16 protein-coding genes and 1 pseudogene are annotated in these 18,209 nt (G+C 65.4%); 11 read left to right on the top strand and 6 right to left on the bottom strand.

Annotated elements, in window-relative coordinates; translation table 11 throughout:
• Positions 1-102: 102 nt before the first annotated feature.
• The 6 genes and pseudogenes from AAFG50_RS19430 to AAFG50_RS19405 all read right to left on the bottom strand — a co-directional run bounded on the left by AAFG50_RS19430 (position 103) and on the right by AAFG50_RS19405 (position 7,502).
• A complete protein-coding gene (locus tag AAFG50_RS19430) occupies positions 103-414 on the bottom strand; it encodes a DUF3240 family protein (RefSeq protein ID WP_028171100.1) in 312 nt (103 codons plus the stop codon).
• Positions 411-3,483, bottom strand: a pseudogene (locus AAFG50_RS19425) (CusA/CzcA family heavy metal efflux RND transporter). The gene AAFG50_RS19430 and the pseudogene AAFG50_RS19425 overlap by 4 nt, the downstream one beginning before the upstream one ends.
• On the bottom strand, positions 3,483-4,613 hold the full coding sequence (locus AAFG50_RS19420) for an efflux RND transporter periplasmic adaptor subunit (RefSeq protein ID WP_028171099.1): 1,131 nt from the start codon (positions 4,611-4,613) through the stop codon (positions 3,483-3,485). The pseudogene AAFG50_RS19425 and the gene AAFG50_RS19420 overlap by 1 nt, the downstream one beginning before the upstream one ends.
• 272 nt (positions 4,614-4,885) lie before the next feature.
• Positions 4,886-5,377 (bottom strand): hypothetical protein, encoded by a 492-nt coding sequence (locus AAFG50_RS19415; protein WP_028171098.1) that lies wholly within the window; start codon positions 5,375-5,377, stop codon positions 4,886-4,888.
• A gap of 166 nt (positions 5,378-5,543) precedes the next feature.
• Positions 5,544-5,996 (bottom strand): DNA polymerase III subunit chi, encoded by a 453-nt coding sequence (locus AAFG50_RS19410; RefSeq protein WP_011086883.1) that lies wholly within the window; start codon positions 5,994-5,996, stop codon positions 5,544-5,546.
• 6 nt (positions 5,997-6,002) lie between these two features.
• Positions 6,003-7,502, bottom strand: coding sequence for a leucyl aminopeptidase (locus AAFG50_RS19405; RefSeq protein ID WP_028171097.1), 1,500 nt, complete (start codon positions 7,500-7,502; stop codon positions 6,003-6,005).
• A gap of 338 nt (positions 7,503-7,840) precedes the next feature.
• Here AAFG50_RS19405 and lptF point away from each other — a divergent pair, with 338 nt between their 5' ends.
• From lptF to AAFG50_RS19350, 11 genes are all read left to right on the top strand, one after another.
• Positions 7,841-9,010: an LPS export ABC transporter permease LptF gene (gene lptF / locus AAFG50_RS19400; protein ID WP_011086881.1), complete on the top strand. Its 1,170-nt coding sequence runs from the start codon at positions 7,841-7,843 to the stop codon at positions 9,008-9,010.
• Positions 9,007-10,104 (top strand): LPS export ABC transporter permease LptG, encoded by a 1,098-nt coding sequence (lptG, locus tag AAFG50_RS19395; RefSeq protein WP_028171096.1) that lies wholly within the window; start codon positions 9,007-9,009, stop codon positions 10,102-10,104. The genes lptF and lptG overlap by 4 nt, the downstream gene beginning before the upstream one ends.
• A 50-nt stretch (positions 10,105-10,154) precedes the next feature.
• Positions 10,155-12,590, top strand: a complete 2,436-nt coding sequence (locus AAFG50_RS19390; protein WP_231166731.1) for an LPS-assembly protein LptD — start codon at positions 10,155-10,157, stop codon at positions 12,588-12,590.
• Between the two features lie 68 nt (positions 12,591-12,658).
• Positions 12,659-13,585, top strand: a complete 927-nt coding sequence (locus AAFG50_RS19385) for a SurA N-terminal domain-containing protein (RefSeq protein ID WP_028171094.1) — start codon at positions 12,659-12,661, stop codon at positions 13,583-13,585.
• Positions 13,585-14,622, top strand: a complete 1,038-nt coding sequence (pdxA, locus tag AAFG50_RS19380; RefSeq protein WP_028171093.1) for a 4-hydroxythreonine-4-phosphate dehydrogenase PdxA — start codon at positions 13,585-13,587, stop codon at positions 14,620-14,622. Before AAFG50_RS19385 ends, pdxA begins: the two co-directional genes overlap by 1 nt.
• The gene (gene rsmA, locus AAFG50_RS19375; protein ID WP_011086876.1) at positions 14,622-15,476 is read left to right on the top strand and encodes a 16S rRNA (adenine(1518)-N(6)/adenine(1519)-N(6))-dimethyltransferase RsmA; all 855 of its coding nucleotides are present in this window, start codon (positions 14,622-14,624) and stop codon (positions 15,474-15,476) included. Before pdxA ends, rsmA begins: the two co-directional genes overlap by 1 nt.
• Positions 15,477-15,500: 24 nt before the next feature.
• Entirely contained in the window at positions 15,501-16,559 is a 1,059-nt protein-coding gene (locus AAFG50_RS19370; RefSeq protein WP_028171092.1) for an alcohol dehydrogenase, read from the top strand.
• 74 nt (positions 16,560-16,633) lie between these two features.
• On the top strand, positions 16,634-16,864 hold the full coding sequence (locus tag AAFG50_RS19365) for a hypothetical protein (protein WP_028171091.1): 231 nt from the start codon (positions 16,634-16,636) through the stop codon (positions 16,862-16,864).
• A gap of 205 nt (positions 16,865-17,069) precedes the next feature.
• On the top strand, positions 17,070-17,261 hold the full coding sequence (locus tag AAFG50_RS19360; protein WP_186363046.1) for a hypothetical protein: 192 nt from the start codon (positions 17,070-17,072) through the stop codon (positions 17,259-17,261).
• A gap of 36 nt (positions 17,262-17,297) precedes the next feature.
• Entirely contained in the window at positions 17,298-17,474 is a 177-nt protein-coding gene (locus AAFG50_RS19355; RefSeq protein ID WP_166466015.1) for a hypothetical protein, read from the top strand.
• A 112-nt stretch (positions 17,475-17,586) separates the two neighbouring features.
• Entirely contained in the window at positions 17,587-17,751 is a 165-nt protein-coding gene (locus tag AAFG50_RS19350; RefSeq protein WP_231166702.1) for a hypothetical protein, read from the top strand.
• Positions 17,752-18,209: the final 458 nt, after the last annotated feature.

Raw genomic sequence — 18,209 nt, 5'->3', positions numbered from 1 at the left:
CAAACGGCCAGCGGCCGCGCAGCCGTCGAAGGCGCGCGGAAGAGCAATGGCTCGGAGCCGGCACGCAGTTTGATGAAGCGGCGGGGTAGAGGTTGCTCCGGACTACGCGATGGTTCCGAACTCGGCCACCGGAGCAATCCAATATACGAGATTGCAGCCCGCGAACGAATGCCGGAGCTGATCGACCAGGCGCCTGGCGTCCGCTCCTGGCAGAACGATCTGGACATGCACCTGATCGGCGTGGCCCTTCACGCGTTCGGCGGCCGTCGGCAACTGCACGCCTGAGCCGTGTCCCGCGGCATCGGAGACCGTGAAGCCGGACGTCTGGCCCGGCTGCTCGCTGAGAAAGTCGAGCAGCTCCTCGCGCAGCTTTCGCGCCAGGATCAACGACAGGCACACATATTTGCTGGTCATTTTGACTCCTTCACAGTGCCGCCGAACCGGCGATAGAGGATGGGGAGCAGGATGAGCGTAAGCAGCGTGGACGACAGCAATCCTCCGATCACCACGATCGCCAGCGGCCGCTGGATCTCCGATCCCGGACCGGAAGCGAACAAGAGCGGGATCAGGCCCAATGCGGTGATGCTGGCGGTCATCAGCACCGGGCGGAGCCGCCGCCTGGCACCGTCGACCACGATCTGGTCCTCGCCGACGCCATGCGCCCTCAACTGATTAAAATACGAAACCAGCACGACGCCGTTCAGGACCGCGATTCCGAGCAGGGCGATGAATCCGACAGAGGCCGGAACCGACAGATATTCGCCGGTCGAGACGAGGGCAAACACGCCTCCGATCAGCGCGAACGGGATGTTCACGAGCACGAGCAAGGCCTGCCGAACGGAAGCGAAGGTCGTGAACAGCAACACGAAGATCAGACCGATGGCGACGGGCACGACAATCGAAAGGCGCGCGGCAGCGCGTTGCTGGTTTTCGAACTGTCCGCCCCAGGTGAGCCGATAGCCCTTCGGCAGCGAAAGATCGGCGGCGACCTTCCGTTGGGCCGCCTCGACGAAGCCGACCATGTCGCGGCCGCGCACATTGGCGCGAACGACGCTCATCCGGTTGCCGTCCTCGCGGTCGATCTTCACCGGGCCGTCGACGCGCTGGATGCGCGCGACCTGGGACAGCGCGACGTGCTGCCCGGAGGCGAGCGTGAGTGGCAGGCTCGCGAGCAATGTGGGCGCCTCCCGCGTCGTCTCGCTTCCCCGGACCAGAATGGGCGTGCGACGGCCCTCCTCGAGCGCGGTGCCAATCGTCCGCCCCTCGATCTGAGTCCGCAGCGCATTGGCAATGGTGTCCACCGTCAGACCGAGACGGCCGGCCTCCATCCGGTTCACGACGACCGTGTAGTATTGCGCACCTTCGTTGAGCGTCGTGTAGACGTCTTCCGCACCCTCGATGCTGGTGAGGATCTCGGACAGTTTCGTCGCAATCTCGTTGAGCCTGCCGACGTCGCTGCCGAAGACCTTCACAGCGACGTCGCCACGCACGCCGCTGATCATCTCCTGCACCCGCATGTCGATGGGTTGGGTGAAGCTGAGCGAGATGCCCGGAAAGTCGCCGAGCACGTTGCGCAGCGCCTTCAAGAGCTCCGCCCTGTCCGGGGCGGCTCTCTCTTCAACAGGCTTGAGCACGAGAAACGTGTCAGTCTGGTTCGGTCCCATGGGATCGAGCCCGAGCTCGTCGGAACCGGTTCGCGCGATGATCCCGGTGACGTCCGGAACCTTCAAGAGCGCCGACTGGATCCTCGCGTTGATCGCGAGGGATTCGTCCAGATTGACCGACGGCAACGTCTCGACGCTGACGATGACGTCGCCCTCGTCCATGGTCGGCATGAAGGTCTTGCCGAGTTGCGAATAGGCGTACCCTGCCGCGACCAGCGCCAGGAGAGCTGCAGCAATGACCTTTCGCTCGTTTCGCAGCGACCAGTCCAGCGCGGGTGCGTAGACGCGTTGCGCGAGGCGGATCAGCAGCGGCTCGCCGTGCCCTGCCGATTTGAGCAGGAACGAGGTCGCGACCGGGATCACGGTGAGCGCCAGCAACAGCGAGCCGGCGAGCGCAAAGATGATTGCGAGCGCAACGGGGATGAAGAGCTTGCCCTCGAGCCCCTGCAAGGTGAGCAGCGGCACGAACACGATCATGATGATCAGCACGCCGGAAGCGACAGGTTGCAGCACCTCGCAGACCGACCGGAAGATGACGTGGATCAGCGGAAGGCCCCTGCCCGGCTCGTGGCTGCCGAGATTTCCGACGATGTTCTCGACCACCACCACCAGCGCATCGATCAGCATGCCGATCGCGATCGCAAGCCCGCCGAGGCTCATCAGATTGGCGGACATTCCAACCGCACGCATGGCCAGGAGCGCAATGACGATCGCGAGCGGCAGGCTGAGGGCGATCACCAACGATGCGCGCCAATTGCCCAGGAACAGCAACAACAGGACGACCACCAGCACGGTCGCCTCGCCGAGCGCCCGCACCACCGTGCCGACGGCGCGACCGACGAGTCGGCTTCGGTCATAGAACACGTTGAGGGATACGCTCTGGGGCAGCGCGGGCTTCAGCTCCTCGAGCTTTGCGCGGACGTCGCGCACGAGTTGACCGGCATTGGCTCCGCGCAAGCCTAGCACCAGCCCTTCAACCGTTTCGCCCTGGCCGTTCTCCGTCACCGCCCCATAGCGTGTCAGGGCCCCGACCTTGACGCGCGCAACGTCGTTCACGCGTATCGGGACCCCGTCGCGGGTGTCCACGACAATGGCCTTGATGTCGTCGATCGTGCGGATGCTGCCTTCAATCCGCACCAGGGCACTGTCCTCGCCCTGGTTGACGCGCCCCGCGCCGTCGTTGCGGCTGTTGGTTTCGACGGCGCGGCGAAACAGCTCCGACGAAATGCCGCGCGCGGCGAGCGCATCGTTGAGCGGGACGATCTCGAACGCCCGCACGTAGCCGCCGAGGGCATTCACGTCGGCAACCCCGGGAACCGTGCGCAGCGCCGGTCGGATCACCCAGTCGAGCAGGGTTCGCCGTTCCGCCAGCGACAGCTCGGAGCTGTCGATGGTGAACATGAACATCTCGCCGAGCGGACTGGTGATCGGCGCAAGCCCGACTCACCCCCTCGGGAAGGTCACGAGCGATGTTCGACAACCGCTCGGAGACCTGGTTGCGCGCCCAGTAGATATCCGTGCCGTCCTCGAAATCGATCGTGACGTCGGCGAGCGCGTATTTGGTGGTCGAGCGAAGGATCTTCTTGTTCGGCAGGCCCAGCAGTTCGAGCTCGATCGGGACGGTGATGCGCTGCTCGACCTCCTCCGGCGTCAGGCCCGGTGCCTTCATGATGATTTTCACCTGGACTGGTGAAACGTCGGGGAACGCGTCGATCGGCAGGCTGGGGAGGAACGTTGCGCCAGCGCCGATCAGCAGCAAGACGGCGAGCAGGACGAACAGCCGCTGCGAGAGCGCAAAGGCGACCAGACGCTGGAGCATTATTGGCCGGCTCCGAGCCGCGAGAGAATGCCCCGAAGCGCCGAGATGCCCGCGATCGCAACCTCGTCCTTGTCGCTGATCGGGCCGGATATCACGACGTGATCCTGGTCCTCTGCGAGCAGCGTGACCGATACCAGCCGGAAGCCGCCCTCGATGGCTTTGAATATCCAGCTCTGCTCGCCACGACGGACGAGACCGCTATAGGGAATCTCCCAGGCGCTCTCGCCCTCGGAGAGGAAGCTGAGACGGACGGACGCCGTCTGGCCCGGGTGCAATTGGCCGCTGTTCGGCACTTCGGCCCGCACCAGGATGGTTTGCGTCGCCGCATCGGTCGTCTCGGAAATCAGAACGACGCGACCGGGCGTTGCGTAACCTTCGACCTCGACCCGCGCACCGGTGCGGATTGCGCGGATGTTGGCCGCTGGAATGGCGATTTCGGCCCACAACGGCGAAAGCCGGGCAAGCTTGACCAGCGGCGCGGACTGCTCCAGCCGCTGCCCCGGCGAGACCGCGATCTCGACCACGGATCCCGTCTGCGGCGCATTGACGGTCAGCGTCCCGCTGATTGCCGCGTCGCTCGCCAACCGGGAGATCGCATCATCGGAGAGCCCCGCCAACCGGAGCATCTGCCGGCGCTCCGCGACCGCGATGGTGGCCTGGCGCGCCTCGGTCTGGCTCGCCTCGAGAACGCGTTGTGGGACGGCCTTGCCCTCGAAGAGATCGGCGTTCCGCCTGAGCTGCTGGTTCGCAAGAGCCTCCTGCGCGACGGCGTGAAGATAGTCCCGCTGGAGTGACACGAAACCCTGGCTCTCCAACGTAAGAAGCGGCTGGCCGGCGCTCACGCGATCCCCGCGCGCGACGGCCAGATTGGTGACCATGCCGGCAACGGGTGTGCTCACCACCCACAATTGAGGCGTCGGAACGACGATCTGCGCCGGATAAGGCAGTGTCTGGTCGGTTCTGCTCGAAACCGGATGCACGACACGAATGCCGAGGCTTTCGATCTGCGTGGGCGTCAGTTTCATGTCGTCGTCGGCCGCAGCGATGCCGGGGCACCCGACGAGCGAGAGCGCAACAACGACGCGGCACGCCCTGCGTAGAAGACGTTCCATCTGATGGAAAGATCGCATCAATACCAGCTTCGAAGACCGTTGCCGGGTCTTTCTAGGCCGGATGCGATTGAAGGTGTTGACCTACGTCAACGGCAGCCCATTGCGGCAAATCGGGTATTCGAGCCGGCTGTCGCGGATGATGTTGTTGTTTTGGTCGCGCGCGGTGCGCGCTCTTCAATTGCGCGATCCGCGCGAACCAGCGGCAAGGACCGTATGTCGAGGTCGATCGCCCTGGCCGCGTTCGGATCGACGACCAGCTCGTAGCGTTGCGCCGGGACGCGGGCTTGCGCTTACGCCGACTTCTTCTTCGCCTTGGGCTTGGTCGCCTTCGGCATCACAGGCGCCTCCGGCGTGCCCTCGATCGAGGACAGGCGTCCGGCCGTGAACGTGTAGATGCCCGCGCGCGGACCGGTCGTCCATGTGACGACGGCAACGCGCCTGCCGACGGCATCATTGGAGAGGTTCACGTTCGAGGGCGCGCCGATGCCGCGCACCACGTCGCATTCGGTATGGCCGAGCGCGACTGTGCCGCCGGCGGCCGCCGGCGCGGTCGTCGATGCATTGGCATCGGCAGGTCCGGGAGGCGCCGCCATGCCGGGACAGGCGCCGTCGGCGCTGACCAGATCCTCAGCCCCGACCGGCTTTTCGGGAGTCAGCGGCGGCGATTCGATCGAGATGTTCCTGATGAACAGGCGGCTGGGCGTGTTGAACCACTGGGCATCCTTGGACAGCAGATCGGTCCCGCCCGAGCAGCCCGCGACCAGCGGTGCTACGGCAGCCAACGCAACTATGAGCGAGCCGGGAAGCTTTTGATGTCGCACGATAAACTAAATTCCCCGCGTGAAGGACCAGCCCTAAACGATTGTCCCAACATCACTTTGCGGCACGAAGGTGGCCGAAGCCAGCATCACCCGTAAAGTGCAAATTATCATTAATTGCGATCGACCGCTAATTCCGCCGCTGCCACCGCCCCCGTTCGTCGGCCTGCCAATAGGTGACATCAAATCCCCGCGCCTTGCAATCCGTCCAGGCACTGCGGGCGAGCGCCAGCGCGTCCGGATCGTCGCCGTTGAACAGCAGCACCATGCGCTCATAGCCCTGCGCATCCTGCGGCAGCGCTGCGTTGTCGACCAGAAAGCGGACATGGGCGCCGTTGGGATTGTCCTCCTCGATCGCCAGCACGATCGGCTGATCGGCGGCATCGTTCACGCGCCATGTCGCGTGCGGCAGGAAGGAATCGTCGCGATAGGTCCACAGATGCGCATCGAGCGCATCGGCGCGTTCCTCCGAGGTCGACTGCACCACGACGCGCCAGCCGCGCTCGAGCGATTTCTCGAGAAGCGGCGGCAACACGTTCTCCACCGTCATGTTTTGCAGATGGTAGAACAGCACTTCAGTCATTTTGGATCATTTGCGCTCGTAGTGGTCCGCCACCAGGCGATCCAGGAGGCGGACGCCATAGCCGCTTCCCCAGCTCTGGTTGATGTCGGTCTTCGGCGCGCCCATGGCGGTGCCGGCGATGTCGAGATGCGCCCAGGGCGTGCCGTCGACGAAGCGCTGCAGGAACTGCGCCGCGGTGATCGAGCCGCCGTGGCGGCCGCCGGTGTTCTTCATGTCGGCGAACTGCGAATCGATCAGCTTGTCGTATTCGGGGCCGAGCGGCAGGCGCCAGACCTTCTCGCCGCTCTCGATGCCGGCCGTCAGCAGCCGGTCGGCGAGCTCGTCATTGTTGGAGAACATGCCGGCATGCTCGGTGCCGAGCGCGACCACGATCGCGCCGGTCAGCGTCGCCAGGTCCACCATGAATTTCGGCTTCGTCTTCTTGGCCACGTACCAGAGCACGTCGGCCAGCACGAGGCGGCCTTCGGCGTCGGTGTTGATGATCTCGATGGTCTGGCCCGACATCGAGGTGACGATGTCGCCCGGTCGCTGCGCATTGCCGTCGGGCATGTTCTCGACGAGGCCGATGGCGCCGACCACGTTGGCCTTGGCCTTGCGCGCCGCAAGCGCGTGCATCAGCCCGACGACGCAGGCAGCCCCGCCCATGTCGCCCTTCATGTCCTCCATGCTGCCGGCCGGCTTGATGGAGATGCCGCCGGTGTCGAAGCAGACGCCCTTGCCGACGAAGGCGACCGGGGCCTCGCCCTTCTTGCCGCCGTCCCAGCGCATGATCACGGTGCGGCTCGGCCGCGTCGAGCCCTGGCCGACGCCGAGCAGCGCGCCCATGCCGAGCTTGTCCATCGCCTTGACGTCGAGCACCTCGACCTTGACGCCGAGCTTGCGGAGCAGGCTTGCGCGGCGCGCGAATTCCTCGGGGAAAAGCACATTCGGCGGCTCGTTGACGAGGTCGCGCGCGATGATCACGCCGTCGACGACATGGCCGGCCGAGGCAAACGCCTTCTTGGCCGCGGCGACATCGCCCACCGCAAGCGAGATATCGGCGCGTGAGCCGCCCTCCTCGCCGTCCTTCTTCTTGGTCTTGTAGCGGTCGAACTTGTAGGCGCGCAGCCGGAGCCCCGCGGCGATCGCAACCGCCTGCTCGCTCGTCATGGCGCCGTCAGGCAGTTCCGCCATGATGGTCATGGCGGCGGCAGTGGCGGAGAGCTTGCCCGCCGCCACGCCGCCGAATTTGAGAAAGTCGTTCGCTTTCAGGCCCGTCGCCTTGCCGGCCCCGATCACGATCAGGCGGGTGGCCTTCACCCCCTCCGGCGCCAGGATGTCCAGCGCGGCGCCGCTTTTACCTTTGAAAGCGGCGGCCGAGGCCGCCCGCTTCACAAGTTCGGTAGCGCCGCCGAGCGCCTTGGCGGTCGCCGGGCCCAGCTTCAAACCGTCGTCGCAGAACACGACCAGGATGCCACGGGCGGCAGCAGACAACGGGACGAAGCCGACCTTGATGGCATCGGACATGGGTAACTCCTCCAAAACATGGGGCTTTTGCCGCTCGACGGGTCCGGCCACGGGCCGGCGCTGAACGGCGATTCACTGGACTTTCCCCACTATGGGCCACCGGCCGGGCAGATGCCAAGCACCGCCCGTGGCCGCCAGGCCACAAGAGGGAAATATTAACCATATGTTGAGGGTGCCACGGGGCAGCCATTTTGTTGACGGATCAAAGGGATGGTAGTGAGAGAGTAAGCCGGCGTAAGAGCTGTTTGTCCGACCTTGGGGATCCCCTTCCGGGGATTGGTTGGACGGCCAGAACTCCGGCCGACATTGGGGACTTGGTGGGATTCGTGCGGTAGCGCATGGGGTCAATCGATAGGTATATCTTCCGCACGACGCTGGCGTCGTTTGCGCTGGTCCTGGTCAGCCTCACCGGCGTGATCTGGATTACGCAGGCGTTGCGCGGCATCGACCTGATGACGAGCCAGGGTCAGACCATCCTCACCTTCCTCGGCATCACCAGCCTCGTCGTGCCCGCGCTGGTCCTGATCATCTCGCCGATCGCGCTGATGATCGCGATCTCGCACACCCTGAACAAGCTCGCGACCGATTCCGAGATCATCGTGATGAATGCCGCCGGCTTCTCGCCGTTCCGGCTGTTCTATCCGTTCTTCTACGCCACCTGCGTGGTGGCCCTGCTGGTCGCCTTCATCGCGGCCTATCTTGCGCCCGACGGCATGCGGCGGATCAAGCAGTGGGATGCCGAGATCACCGCCGACGTGCTCACCAACATCCTCCAGCCCGGCCGCTTCGCGCAGCTCGACAAGAACCTGACGATCCGGATCCGCGAGCGCCTGCCGGGCGGCATCCTCGCCGGCATCTTCATCGACGACCGCCGCGATCCCAACGAGCGCGTCTCGATCGTCGCCGAGCATGGCGAGGTCATGAAGAACGACACCGGATCGTTCCTGGTGCTGGAAACGGGAAATCTGCAGCGCTTCGAGGTCGGCAAACGCGATCCCGCGCTGGTGGCGTTCGGCCGTTACGGCTTCGACATGTCGAAGTTCTCCGGTCAAGGCCGCGACGTCACCCTCGGCATCCGCGAGCGCTATCTCTGGGAGCTGTTCTCGCCGTCCGAGGATGATCCCGTCTACAAGCAGATTCCCGGTCAGTTCCGCTCGGCCTTGCACGACAGCCTGTTGGCGCCGATCTATCCGTTCGCCTTTGCCGTGCTGACCTTCGCCTTCCTCGGTGCGCCTCGCACCACCCGCCAGAGCCGCAATTTCTCGATCGGCTCGTCCATCGTCGCAGTGTTCGGCCTGCGCATGGCCGGCTTCGCCTGCTCGGTGATGGCGGTGAAGTCGCCCGCCGCGGTGCTGGTCCAATACGCGATGGTGTTGGGCGCCATCGGCGTCGGGATGTGGATGATCGTCGGCGGCATCGTGGTCGAGCCGCCGCCCCGCCTCATGGAGGCCATCAACAGGTCGAACGCGCGCATCGCACGGCTATTCGGACGGCCGGCCACCGCATGAGCATGCTCACCAATACACTCGGGCGCTATTTCGCCGGCCGCTTCGTGGTCGCGGCGCTCGGCGTGTTCGCCAGCATCTTCCTGCTGCTGGTGCTGGTCGATTACATCGAGATGGTGCGCAAGACCTCCGGCCTTGCGTCCGCCTCGGCGATCATGGTGGCCGAGACCTCGCTGTTCCGGGTGCCGCAGCTCCTGGAGAAACTGACGCCGTTCTGCATGCTGATCGGCGCCATGACCTGCTATCTCGCGCTCTCGCGCCGGCTCGAGCTCGTGGTCGCGCGCGCCGCCGGCGTCTCGGCCTGGCAGTTCATCTCGCCGGCGCTCGGCAGCGCACTCCTGATCGGGGTGATCGCCACCGTCGCCTACAATCCGATGTCGGCCAATCTGCGCGAGCTCTCCAAGCGCATGGAGGCCGAGCTGTTCGGCTCGGCGCCCGGCGGCGGCATCCAGGACGCCTCCGGCTTCTGGCTCAACCAGGTGACCAACGACGGCCAGACGATCATCAATGCGGCGCGCAGCGAGCAGCAGGGCGTCCGGCTCACGGGGCTCACGCTGTTCCGGTTTGACACAGAGCAGCACTTCAAGGAACGCGTCGAGGCGCGCGAGGCGGACCTCGAAGTCGGCCAGTGGATATTCAGGAACGTCCGCCGCTTCTCGCTCGACGGGCCGCCGATCGAGCAGGCCGTTCTGGCGATTCCGACGACGTTGACCGAGGCCCAGGTCCGCAACAGCTTTTCCACACCCGAGACTGTGTCCTTTTGGCAACTACCGAGCTACATCCGCTCCTCCGAAAGCTCAGGCTTCGCGACAGCCGGCTATCGACTCCAGTATCACAAGCTGTTGGCGCAGCCGTTTTTGCTCGCCGCCATGGTGATGCTCGCGGCCTCGGTGTCGTTGCGTTTCTTCCGGATGGGCGGCGTGCAGAAGATGGTTTTGAGTGGCGTGGGCGCAGGCTTTCTGCTCTACGTTCTGTCGAAAGTGACTGAAGACTTGAGCAAGGCTGAGTTGATGCATCCGATCGCTGCGGCGTGGTTGCCCGTGGTGGTGGGCGGCCTCACCGGCTTTTTGGCCTTGTTGTACCAGGAGGACGGTTAGTGACTGCCGTCCATCGAGGGCCCGTGTCTCGTTTGACGCGCCGCACTGTGATGCGCGCGAACGGGCGCGGCTTGTCCGTGCGCAGGCTTCTGCTCGCCGTCGTCGCTGCCGTCTCGCTCGGCGGGCTGATCGACATTGCAGCCGTGGCGCCGGCCTCGGCCCAGTTCACCTATAATCCGCTGCCGCCGCGCCCGAAGCCGCCGAAGGCCGCCAACGACAACCAGATGCTGGTTCAGGCGACCGAGGTCGACTACGACTACAACAATTCGCGCGTCTCCGCGGTCGGTAACGTCCAGCTGTTCTACAACGGCACCAGCGTCGAGGCCGACAAGGTCATCTACGACCAGAAGACCAAGCGGCTCCATGCCGAAGGCAACATCCGCATGACGGATGCCGACGGCAAGATCACCTATGCCGAGATCATGGATCTCTCGGACGATTACCGCGACGGTTTCGTCGATTCGCTGCGCGTGGACACCGCCGACCAGACCCGCATGGCCGCGACCCGTGCCGACCGGTCCAGCGGCAACTACACGGTGTTCGACAACGGCGTCTACACGGCCTGCGCGCCGTGCAAGGACGATCCGAAGAAGCCGCCGCTGTGGCAGGTCAAGGGTGCGCGCATCATCCACGACCAGCAGGAGAAGATGCTGTACTTCGAGACGGCGCAGCTCGAATTCTTCGGCGTGCCGATCGCCTACATGCCCTATTTCTCGACGCCCGACCCGACCGTGAAGCGCAAGTCCGGCTTCCTGATGCCCGGCTACTTCCCCGGCACGACGAACACCGGCTTCGGCGCCGAAGTTCCCTATTATTGGGCGATCGCGCCCGACATGGACGCAACCTTCACCCCGCGCTTCATGTCGCGACAGGGCGCGCTGCTGCAAGGCGAATTCCGTCAGCGCTTGATCGACGGCGCCTATCAGATCCGCGCCTACGGCATCTACCAGCTCGATCCCGGAGCCTTTGCCGGGCAGCCCGGAGACCGCCAGTTCCGCGGCGCTATCGACACCAAGGGTCAGTTCGCGCTGAACGACAAATGGGTCTGGGGTTGGGACGGTGTCCTGATGTCCGACTACTATTTCTTCTCGGACTATCGCCTCGCGGCCTACAGGGACCCGCTCGGATCGTTCCTGAACCTGCCGACCGATGCGATTTCGCAGCTTTATCTGACCGGCGTCGGCAATCGCAGCTTCTTCGATGCGCGCACGATGTACTGGCTGAGCTTCTCGGGCAACCAGAACCAGGTGCCGATCGTCTACCCCGTGATCGACTACTCGAACGTGCTCAACTATCCGGTGTTCGGCGGCGAGTTCAGCTACAAGACCAACTTCGTGAACCTGTCGCGTGACACCGCCGTGTTCGATCCGATCACGACGCTCGCCAACACCAACAGCCTGTGCACGACGGCGTCGGCCGATCCGCTCGCGCGCACGCCGTCGCAGTGCCTGCTGCGCGGCTTCCCCGGCACCTATACCCGCCTGACGGCGGAAGCGCAGTGGCGCAAATCCTTCACCGACCCGCTCGGCCAGATCTGGACGCCGTTCGCCAGCCTCCGTGCCGATGCGATCAACTCCTCGGTCTCGAACCAGCCGGGCGTGTCGAACTACCTGCCGGTCGGCGACACCCAGGCGATCCGCCTGATGCCGACCGTCGGCCTCGAATACCGCTATCCCTTCATCAACGTTCAGCCCTGGGGCTCAACCACCATCGAGCCGATCGCGCAGATCATCATCCGCCCGAACGAGACCTATGCCGGCAAGCTGCCGAACGAGGACGCGCAGAGCATGGTGTTCGACACATCGAACCTGTTCAGCGTCGACAAGTTCTCCGGTTACGACCGCGTCGAGGGCGGCGGCCGCGCCAATGTCGGCGTGCAGGCCACCACGCAGTTCGACAGGGGCGGCGCCGTCAAGACGCTGTTCGGCCAGTCCTACCAGCTGTTCGGCATGAACTCCTACGCGGTCCAGGACTCCATCAACACGGGCCTGGATTCCGGTCTCGACAAGCCCCGCTCCGACTACGTGGCGAGCATCGCCTACTCGCCCAACCGCACCTACACGTTCAGCGTCCGCTCCCGCATGGACGAGCAGACCTGGAACGTCCAGCGTTTCGAGGCGGAAGGCCGCGCCAACTTCGATCGCTGGTCGATCAGCGTGATGTACGGCAACTACGCGGCACAGCCGGAACTCGGCTATCTGACGCGCCGCGAGGGCATCCTGACCTCGGGCTCGCTCAAGGTCGCGACCAACTGGGTAGTGTCGGGCTCGGCGCGCTGGGACCTCGAGGCCAACAAGATCAACCAGTATGTGCTCGGCGCCGGCTATGTCGACGATTGCTTCGTGTTGGCGGCGAACTATGTAACTTCGTATAGCTATTCGGCGGGCACTACGCCGCCAGTGCTGAGCCATGCGTACATGTTCACGTTCGGGCTGCGTACGCTGGCGACCTCGTCGACGACCAGCAGTACCGGCGGCCTCCAGTAAACGGTTTGAAGTGCCGACCGCGTTGCCCCAATCGCAGGTTCACCGCGGCTGACATGCGAGCGAGATCCATGACGACTGCCTTGCCTTTGTTCCGCCTCCTCCTCGTCCTCGCCGCCCTGTTTCTGGCCGGCACGCCGTCGCGCGCGCAGAACATCGTCGTCATGGTCAACGGCGATCCGATCACCGATTTCGACATCGACCAGCGCTCTAAGCTCGACCTGCTGACGACGCAGAAGACCCCGAGCCGGCAGGAGGTCATCAACGAGCTGATCGACGACAGGGTGAAGCTGAAGGAAGGCAAGAAGTACGGCGTCGATCCCGGCGTCTCCGACATCAACCAGTCCTTCGAGGGCATGGCGCAGCGCATGCGCATCACGACGGATCAGCTGACCAAGTCGCTCGAGGTCAAGGGCGTCCGCCCGGAGACGTTGAAGGCCCGCATGAAGTCCGAGATGGTCTGGACCAGCCTCGTGCGCGGCCGCTTCAAGGAGAAGCTGATGGTCGGCGAGCGCGACGTCGCGCAGGCGGTGCAGGCCCAGGCCGGCGACAAGCTGCAGATCGAGGGCACCGAATACAAGATGCAGCCGATCGTGCTGATCGTGCCGCGCGGCTCGTCTCCGGCCTTTCAGGAAACGCGGATGAAGGAAGCCGAACAATATCGCTCGCGCGTTGCGAGCTGCGAGGAGGCCAATTCGCTGTTCCGCTCGACGCCGAACGCCACCATCCGCGAGAGCGTCACCAAGACGACCGCGGAGCTGCCCGAGGCGCTGCGCAAGGTGCTCGACGACACGCCGATCGGCCATCTGACCGCGCCGGAGGTGACCAAGGCGGGCATCGAGATGGTGGTGCTCTGCTCACGCAAGCCGACCATGATCGACACGCCGAAGAAGCGCGAGGTCCGCGAGAAGATGTATCAGGAGAAGTACGAGAAGACCCAGAAGGCCTATCTCGACGAGCTCCGCAAGGCGGCGATGATCGAATATCGCAACCGCTGATGGCCAACCACGCAGCAAAGCCCCTCGCCCTGACCCTGGGAGAGCCTGCCGGCATCGGCCCCGACATCACGATCGCAGCCTGGCTCCGGCGCCGCGAGCTGAACCTGCCCGCCTTCTACCTGCTCGGCGACGAGGCGCTGATCGCGCGGCGCGCCAAGACACTGGACAAGACCCTGGGTACGGCGCTCGGCGCCGAGATCCGGATCGCCTCCGTGAGCGCACACGAAGCCGCGGCCGCCTTCACCGAGGCCCTGCCGGTGGTTGCGACCGGCGAGCGCGCCACGGCCGAACCCGGCCAGCCCGACGCCTCGAGCGCGCCGGCTGCGCTCGCCTCGATCCGCCAGGCGGTGGCCGATGTCCGGGCCGGCCGCGCCGGCGCCGTCGTCACCAATCCGATCGCCAAGAGCGTGCTCTACCGCGCGGGCTTCCGCCATCCCGGCCACACCGAATTCCTCGCCGAGCTCGCCGGAGAGGACGGCCGCGTGCCGCAGCCGGTGATGATGCTGTGGTCGCCGCGGCTCGCCGTGGTGCCCGTGACCATCCATGTCTCCTTGCGCGATGCGCTGTCCCAGCTCACGAGCGAATTGATCGTCTCGACCGTGCGCATCGTCGCGACCGAACTGAAATCCCGCTTCGGCATCGCGCGGCCGCGTATCGCGATCTCCGGACTCAATCCGCACGCCGGCGAGGACGGCTCGCTCGGCCACGAGGAGCAGACCATCATCGCGCCTGCGCTCAAGACATTGCGCAACGACGGCATCGACGCCAGGGGGCCGCTGCCCGCCGACACCATGTTCCACGAGGCCGCGCGCAGCCTCTATGACTGCGCGGTCTGCATGTATCACGACCAGGCGCTGATCCCGATCAAGACGGTCGCCTTCGACGACGCCGTCAACGTCACGCTCGGCCTGCCCTTCATCCGTACCTCGCCCGATCACGGCACCGCCTTCGACATCGCCGGCACCGGCAAAGCCAATCCGGCGAGCCTGATCGCAGCGCTTCAGCTCGCCAGCCGCATGGCGGCTGCCAAGACCTGATGAGCGCGATCGACGACCTCCCGCCGCTGCGCGAGGTCATTCGCCAGCACGCGCTGTCGGCCCGCAAATCGCTCGGCCAGAATTTCCTGCTCGATCTCAACCTCACCGCGCGCATCGCGCGCGCGGCGGCGCCACTGGACAACTCCACCATCGTCGAGATCGGCCCGGGCCCGGGAGGACTAACCCGCGCCCTGCTTGCGCTCGGCGCCAGGCGCGTCGTCGCCATCGAGCATGACGAGCGCGCGATCCCCGCCCTGCAAGATATTTCCGCGCGCTATCCCGGCCGGCTCGAGATCGTCCACGGCGATGCCATGACCTTCGACCCGCGTCCGCTGCTCAATGGCGAAAGCGCAAAGATCGTCGCCAACCTGCCCTACAACATCGCGACCCAGCTTCTGATCAACTGGCTCACCACCGAACCATGGCCGCCCTGGTACGACATGATGGTCCTGATGTTCCAGCGCGAGGTCGGCGAGCGCATCGTGGCGCGCGAGGACGAGGAAGCCTATGGCCGCCTCGGCGTGCTCGCCAACTGGCGCTGCGAGACGAAGATCCTGTTCGACATCGCGCCGTCCGCCTTCGTGCCGCCGCCGAAGGTCACCTCCTCCGTCGTGCGCCTGGTGCCGCGCGCCGAGCCCCTGCCATGCGATCGAAAAATGCTCGAGCAGGTCGCGGCGGCCGCGTTCGGCCAGCGCCGCAAGATGCTGCGGCAAAGCCTGAAATCGCTCGGCGTCGATCCGGCGCGGCTTGCGCAGGCCGCCGGCGTCGATGCGACGCGGCGCGCCGAGACCATTCCGATATCCGGCTTTGTTGCCATGGCGCGTGAATTGGCGGATATACGCAGCGAAGGCTAAGACAGAAATTCCGGAGGAAAGAAAATGGCGTTGATGCGTCGGCAGTCGCTGGTCAAGTTCGATGCGCCCTTGTGCGAGACCATCGTCGACACGCCAAAGCCGAAAGGCGCCGAGGTGCTGGTGCGCATCGAGCGCTGCGGCCTTTGCCATTCGGATCTGCACATCCAGGACGGCTATGCCGATCTCGGCGGCGGCAAGAAGCTCGACACCACGCGCGGCATGACGCTGCCCTTCACGCTCGGCCACGAGATCGCCGGCGTCGTCGATGAAGTCGGCCCCGACGTTCCGGGCGGCCTCGTCGGCAGCAAGAAGGCGGTGTTTCCGTGGATCGGCTGCGGCCAGTGCCGCGACTGTGCCAACGGCGACGAGAACCTCTGCGTCAAGCAGCGCTTCCTCGGCGTCTCCATCGACGGCGGTTTCGCCACCCATGTGCTTGTGCCCGACGCGAAATACCTGCTCGACTACGATCCCCTGCCCGTCAACCAGGCCGCGACGCTGATGTGCTCCGGCGTCACCGCCTACGGCGCGCTCAAGCGCCTGGTCGACCGTCCGCGCCAGCGCAACCTGCTGCTGATCGGCCTCGGCGGCGTCGGCATGATGGGCCTGTCGTTCGCGCAGGCGATGTTCAAGCAGCCGATCACGGTCGCCGATCTCTCGCCGGCCGCGCGCGACACCGCACTGAAGAACGGCGCAGCCAACGCCTACGATCCGGCCGAGCCCGACGTGATCAAGCGCATCCTCAAGGAGACCGAAGGCGGCTTTGACGAGATCGTCGATTTCGCCGGCAACGAGAAGTCGATGGCGTTTGCGGTCGCGGTCGCCGCGCGCGGCGGCAAGATCGTGGTCTCCGGCCTGATGGGCGGCCAGTTCACGCTGCCCATGGTGCAATGGGTCTACAAGCGCATGACCATCGAAGGCTTCATGGTCGGCACGCTTGCGGAGGCCCAGGAGCTGATGGCACTCGCCCGCGCCGGCAAGATCAAGCCGACGCCGATGCGCGAGGAGCCGATGGGCGACGTCCAGAAATGGATCGACGAATTGCGCGCCGGCAAGGTCGTCGGCCGCATCGTGCTGAAGAACTGACACCGCCCGCGGCGGCCGGACGCAAGTTTCGCCCGCCGCGCGGAACGGCTGCGGCCACGCCGCGTTGGCAGAGTATGTCCATTCGCTGCACCGTCGAGAGCGCGTTCTTCATCGCCTGGAGCTTCCTGGAGCAGAGCGGAGAGCTCGGCCCTCCGGACGAGACCGCGAACGTCCTTCTCGACGCCATCGAAGCCCAGCTCAGAACCGGTGAACGCCGGCAGTTGATGCTCGCGAACAGAGCGATCGATACCTGGCGTGCCCACGCGGCGAAGCGCCGGCCGTCGCAGGAAGCCCGCTTCGGGTGATGGGCGGCACGCGATACCGTCGGGCCCCGTTCCGGTAAATGCGCCCCCAATCGAGCCCAATGCCTGCCCCTTCGATGAAGCCAGGAAGCTCCGCCTCGCGACACCATCATGCCGATCGCCGGCCGATCACTTCGGCCTGACCTTGGAACGTCGCGCGCCTCGGGCGCGTTTGTCTCTCGTGAAGGCAACGACGGAGTCAGAGCTGATGACAAGGCCGCTGACGAAGAGAGTGCAACCTGTTCCTGAAGAAAACCAGAGCCACAAGGGCGCCGGCAGCGCGCCGTCGGTCCCGGTCGACACCACCAAGGGCCACCGCGACGACGAGAAGCAGAATATTCGCGAGCAGGCGGCGCACGGCAATCTCACCCAGAACACAAGCAACAGGCGCAAGGGATAAGCGATAGACCGGGGGGTAAAACGAGGAGAGACGAACGTGGTCAGTCTCGGCAAGTGGTACGATCCGATATCCGAACGCTGGATCGTGCCGCGCGAACCCCGCCCTGAGACGCCATCCTCCCCAACGAGCGAGAACCACGTCCTGGAGCTTCAAAGGACGGTCGAAATCCAGCGCATCTGGCGCGCGCTCGTCGATTGCTGCTCACGCGACTGATGCTCGCGCGCAGCAGCGGAGGAACCCGCCGTCGGCTGCACTGTTGTCATTCCGCATGAACGACCCCGCATCACCCGCAAGGCCAGTCGCAGCCGCGATACGTTATCTGTCGATGATCGTCGGCTGCGCTTGCCTGTTGCTCGCGGCTGTTTGCTTCGCCATCGCGGCGCAGGTCTTTGTTCAGACCGGCGTCTTCGCGCAATCCTACGCGGTGGTGGGCCTCATCAGCGCCGCGCTGGGGCTGCTGGCGCTGAAATTGGCGCGCGTCTGGAAATAGGCTTCGCAATTTCCAGGAAATCACCTCCCGCTCCGTCATTCCGGGATGCGCGCGCAGCAAGCAGGCCCGGAATCCATCGGGCTACGCGTTCTGCCGTGCGATGGATTCCGGGCTCGCCCTTCCAGGGCGCCCCGGAATGACGCGCATGACCAGGCGTGGCCGTCCGCGGACGGAGAAGTCGCGTGGTCCTGACGCCCGGGGTCTGTGCGTCAAGGCTCGGGGTGATGTGGCGGCCCGACCGGGCGCGCGCATCAGCGATCCGCGAGACGACGGGGGCAATAGTGCATCGCTCCCCGGGGAGAGCGCGAAGGACACCGTTAAAACCATCCGCGCAGGGAAGGCCGGGCGACCGGCATCACCTGTGGTCCAAACCGTGTGCACTTCTATCGCGCACGGACGTGCGGGTGCCGCCGGCGCCCGGCCTTCCCTGCGCCCTTTGGCCTCCATCGGGCGGCGAA

This window comes from Bradyrhizobium sp. B039 (genome assembly GCF_038965675.1).
Classification (GTDB): domain Bacteria; phylum Pseudomonadota; class Alphaproteobacteria; order Rhizobiales; family Xanthobacteraceae; genus Bradyrhizobium; species Bradyrhizobium diazoefficiens.
The sequence above is the reverse complement of the archived record's forward strand: the minus strand, read 5'-3'. Positions and strand labels throughout refer to the sequence as shown.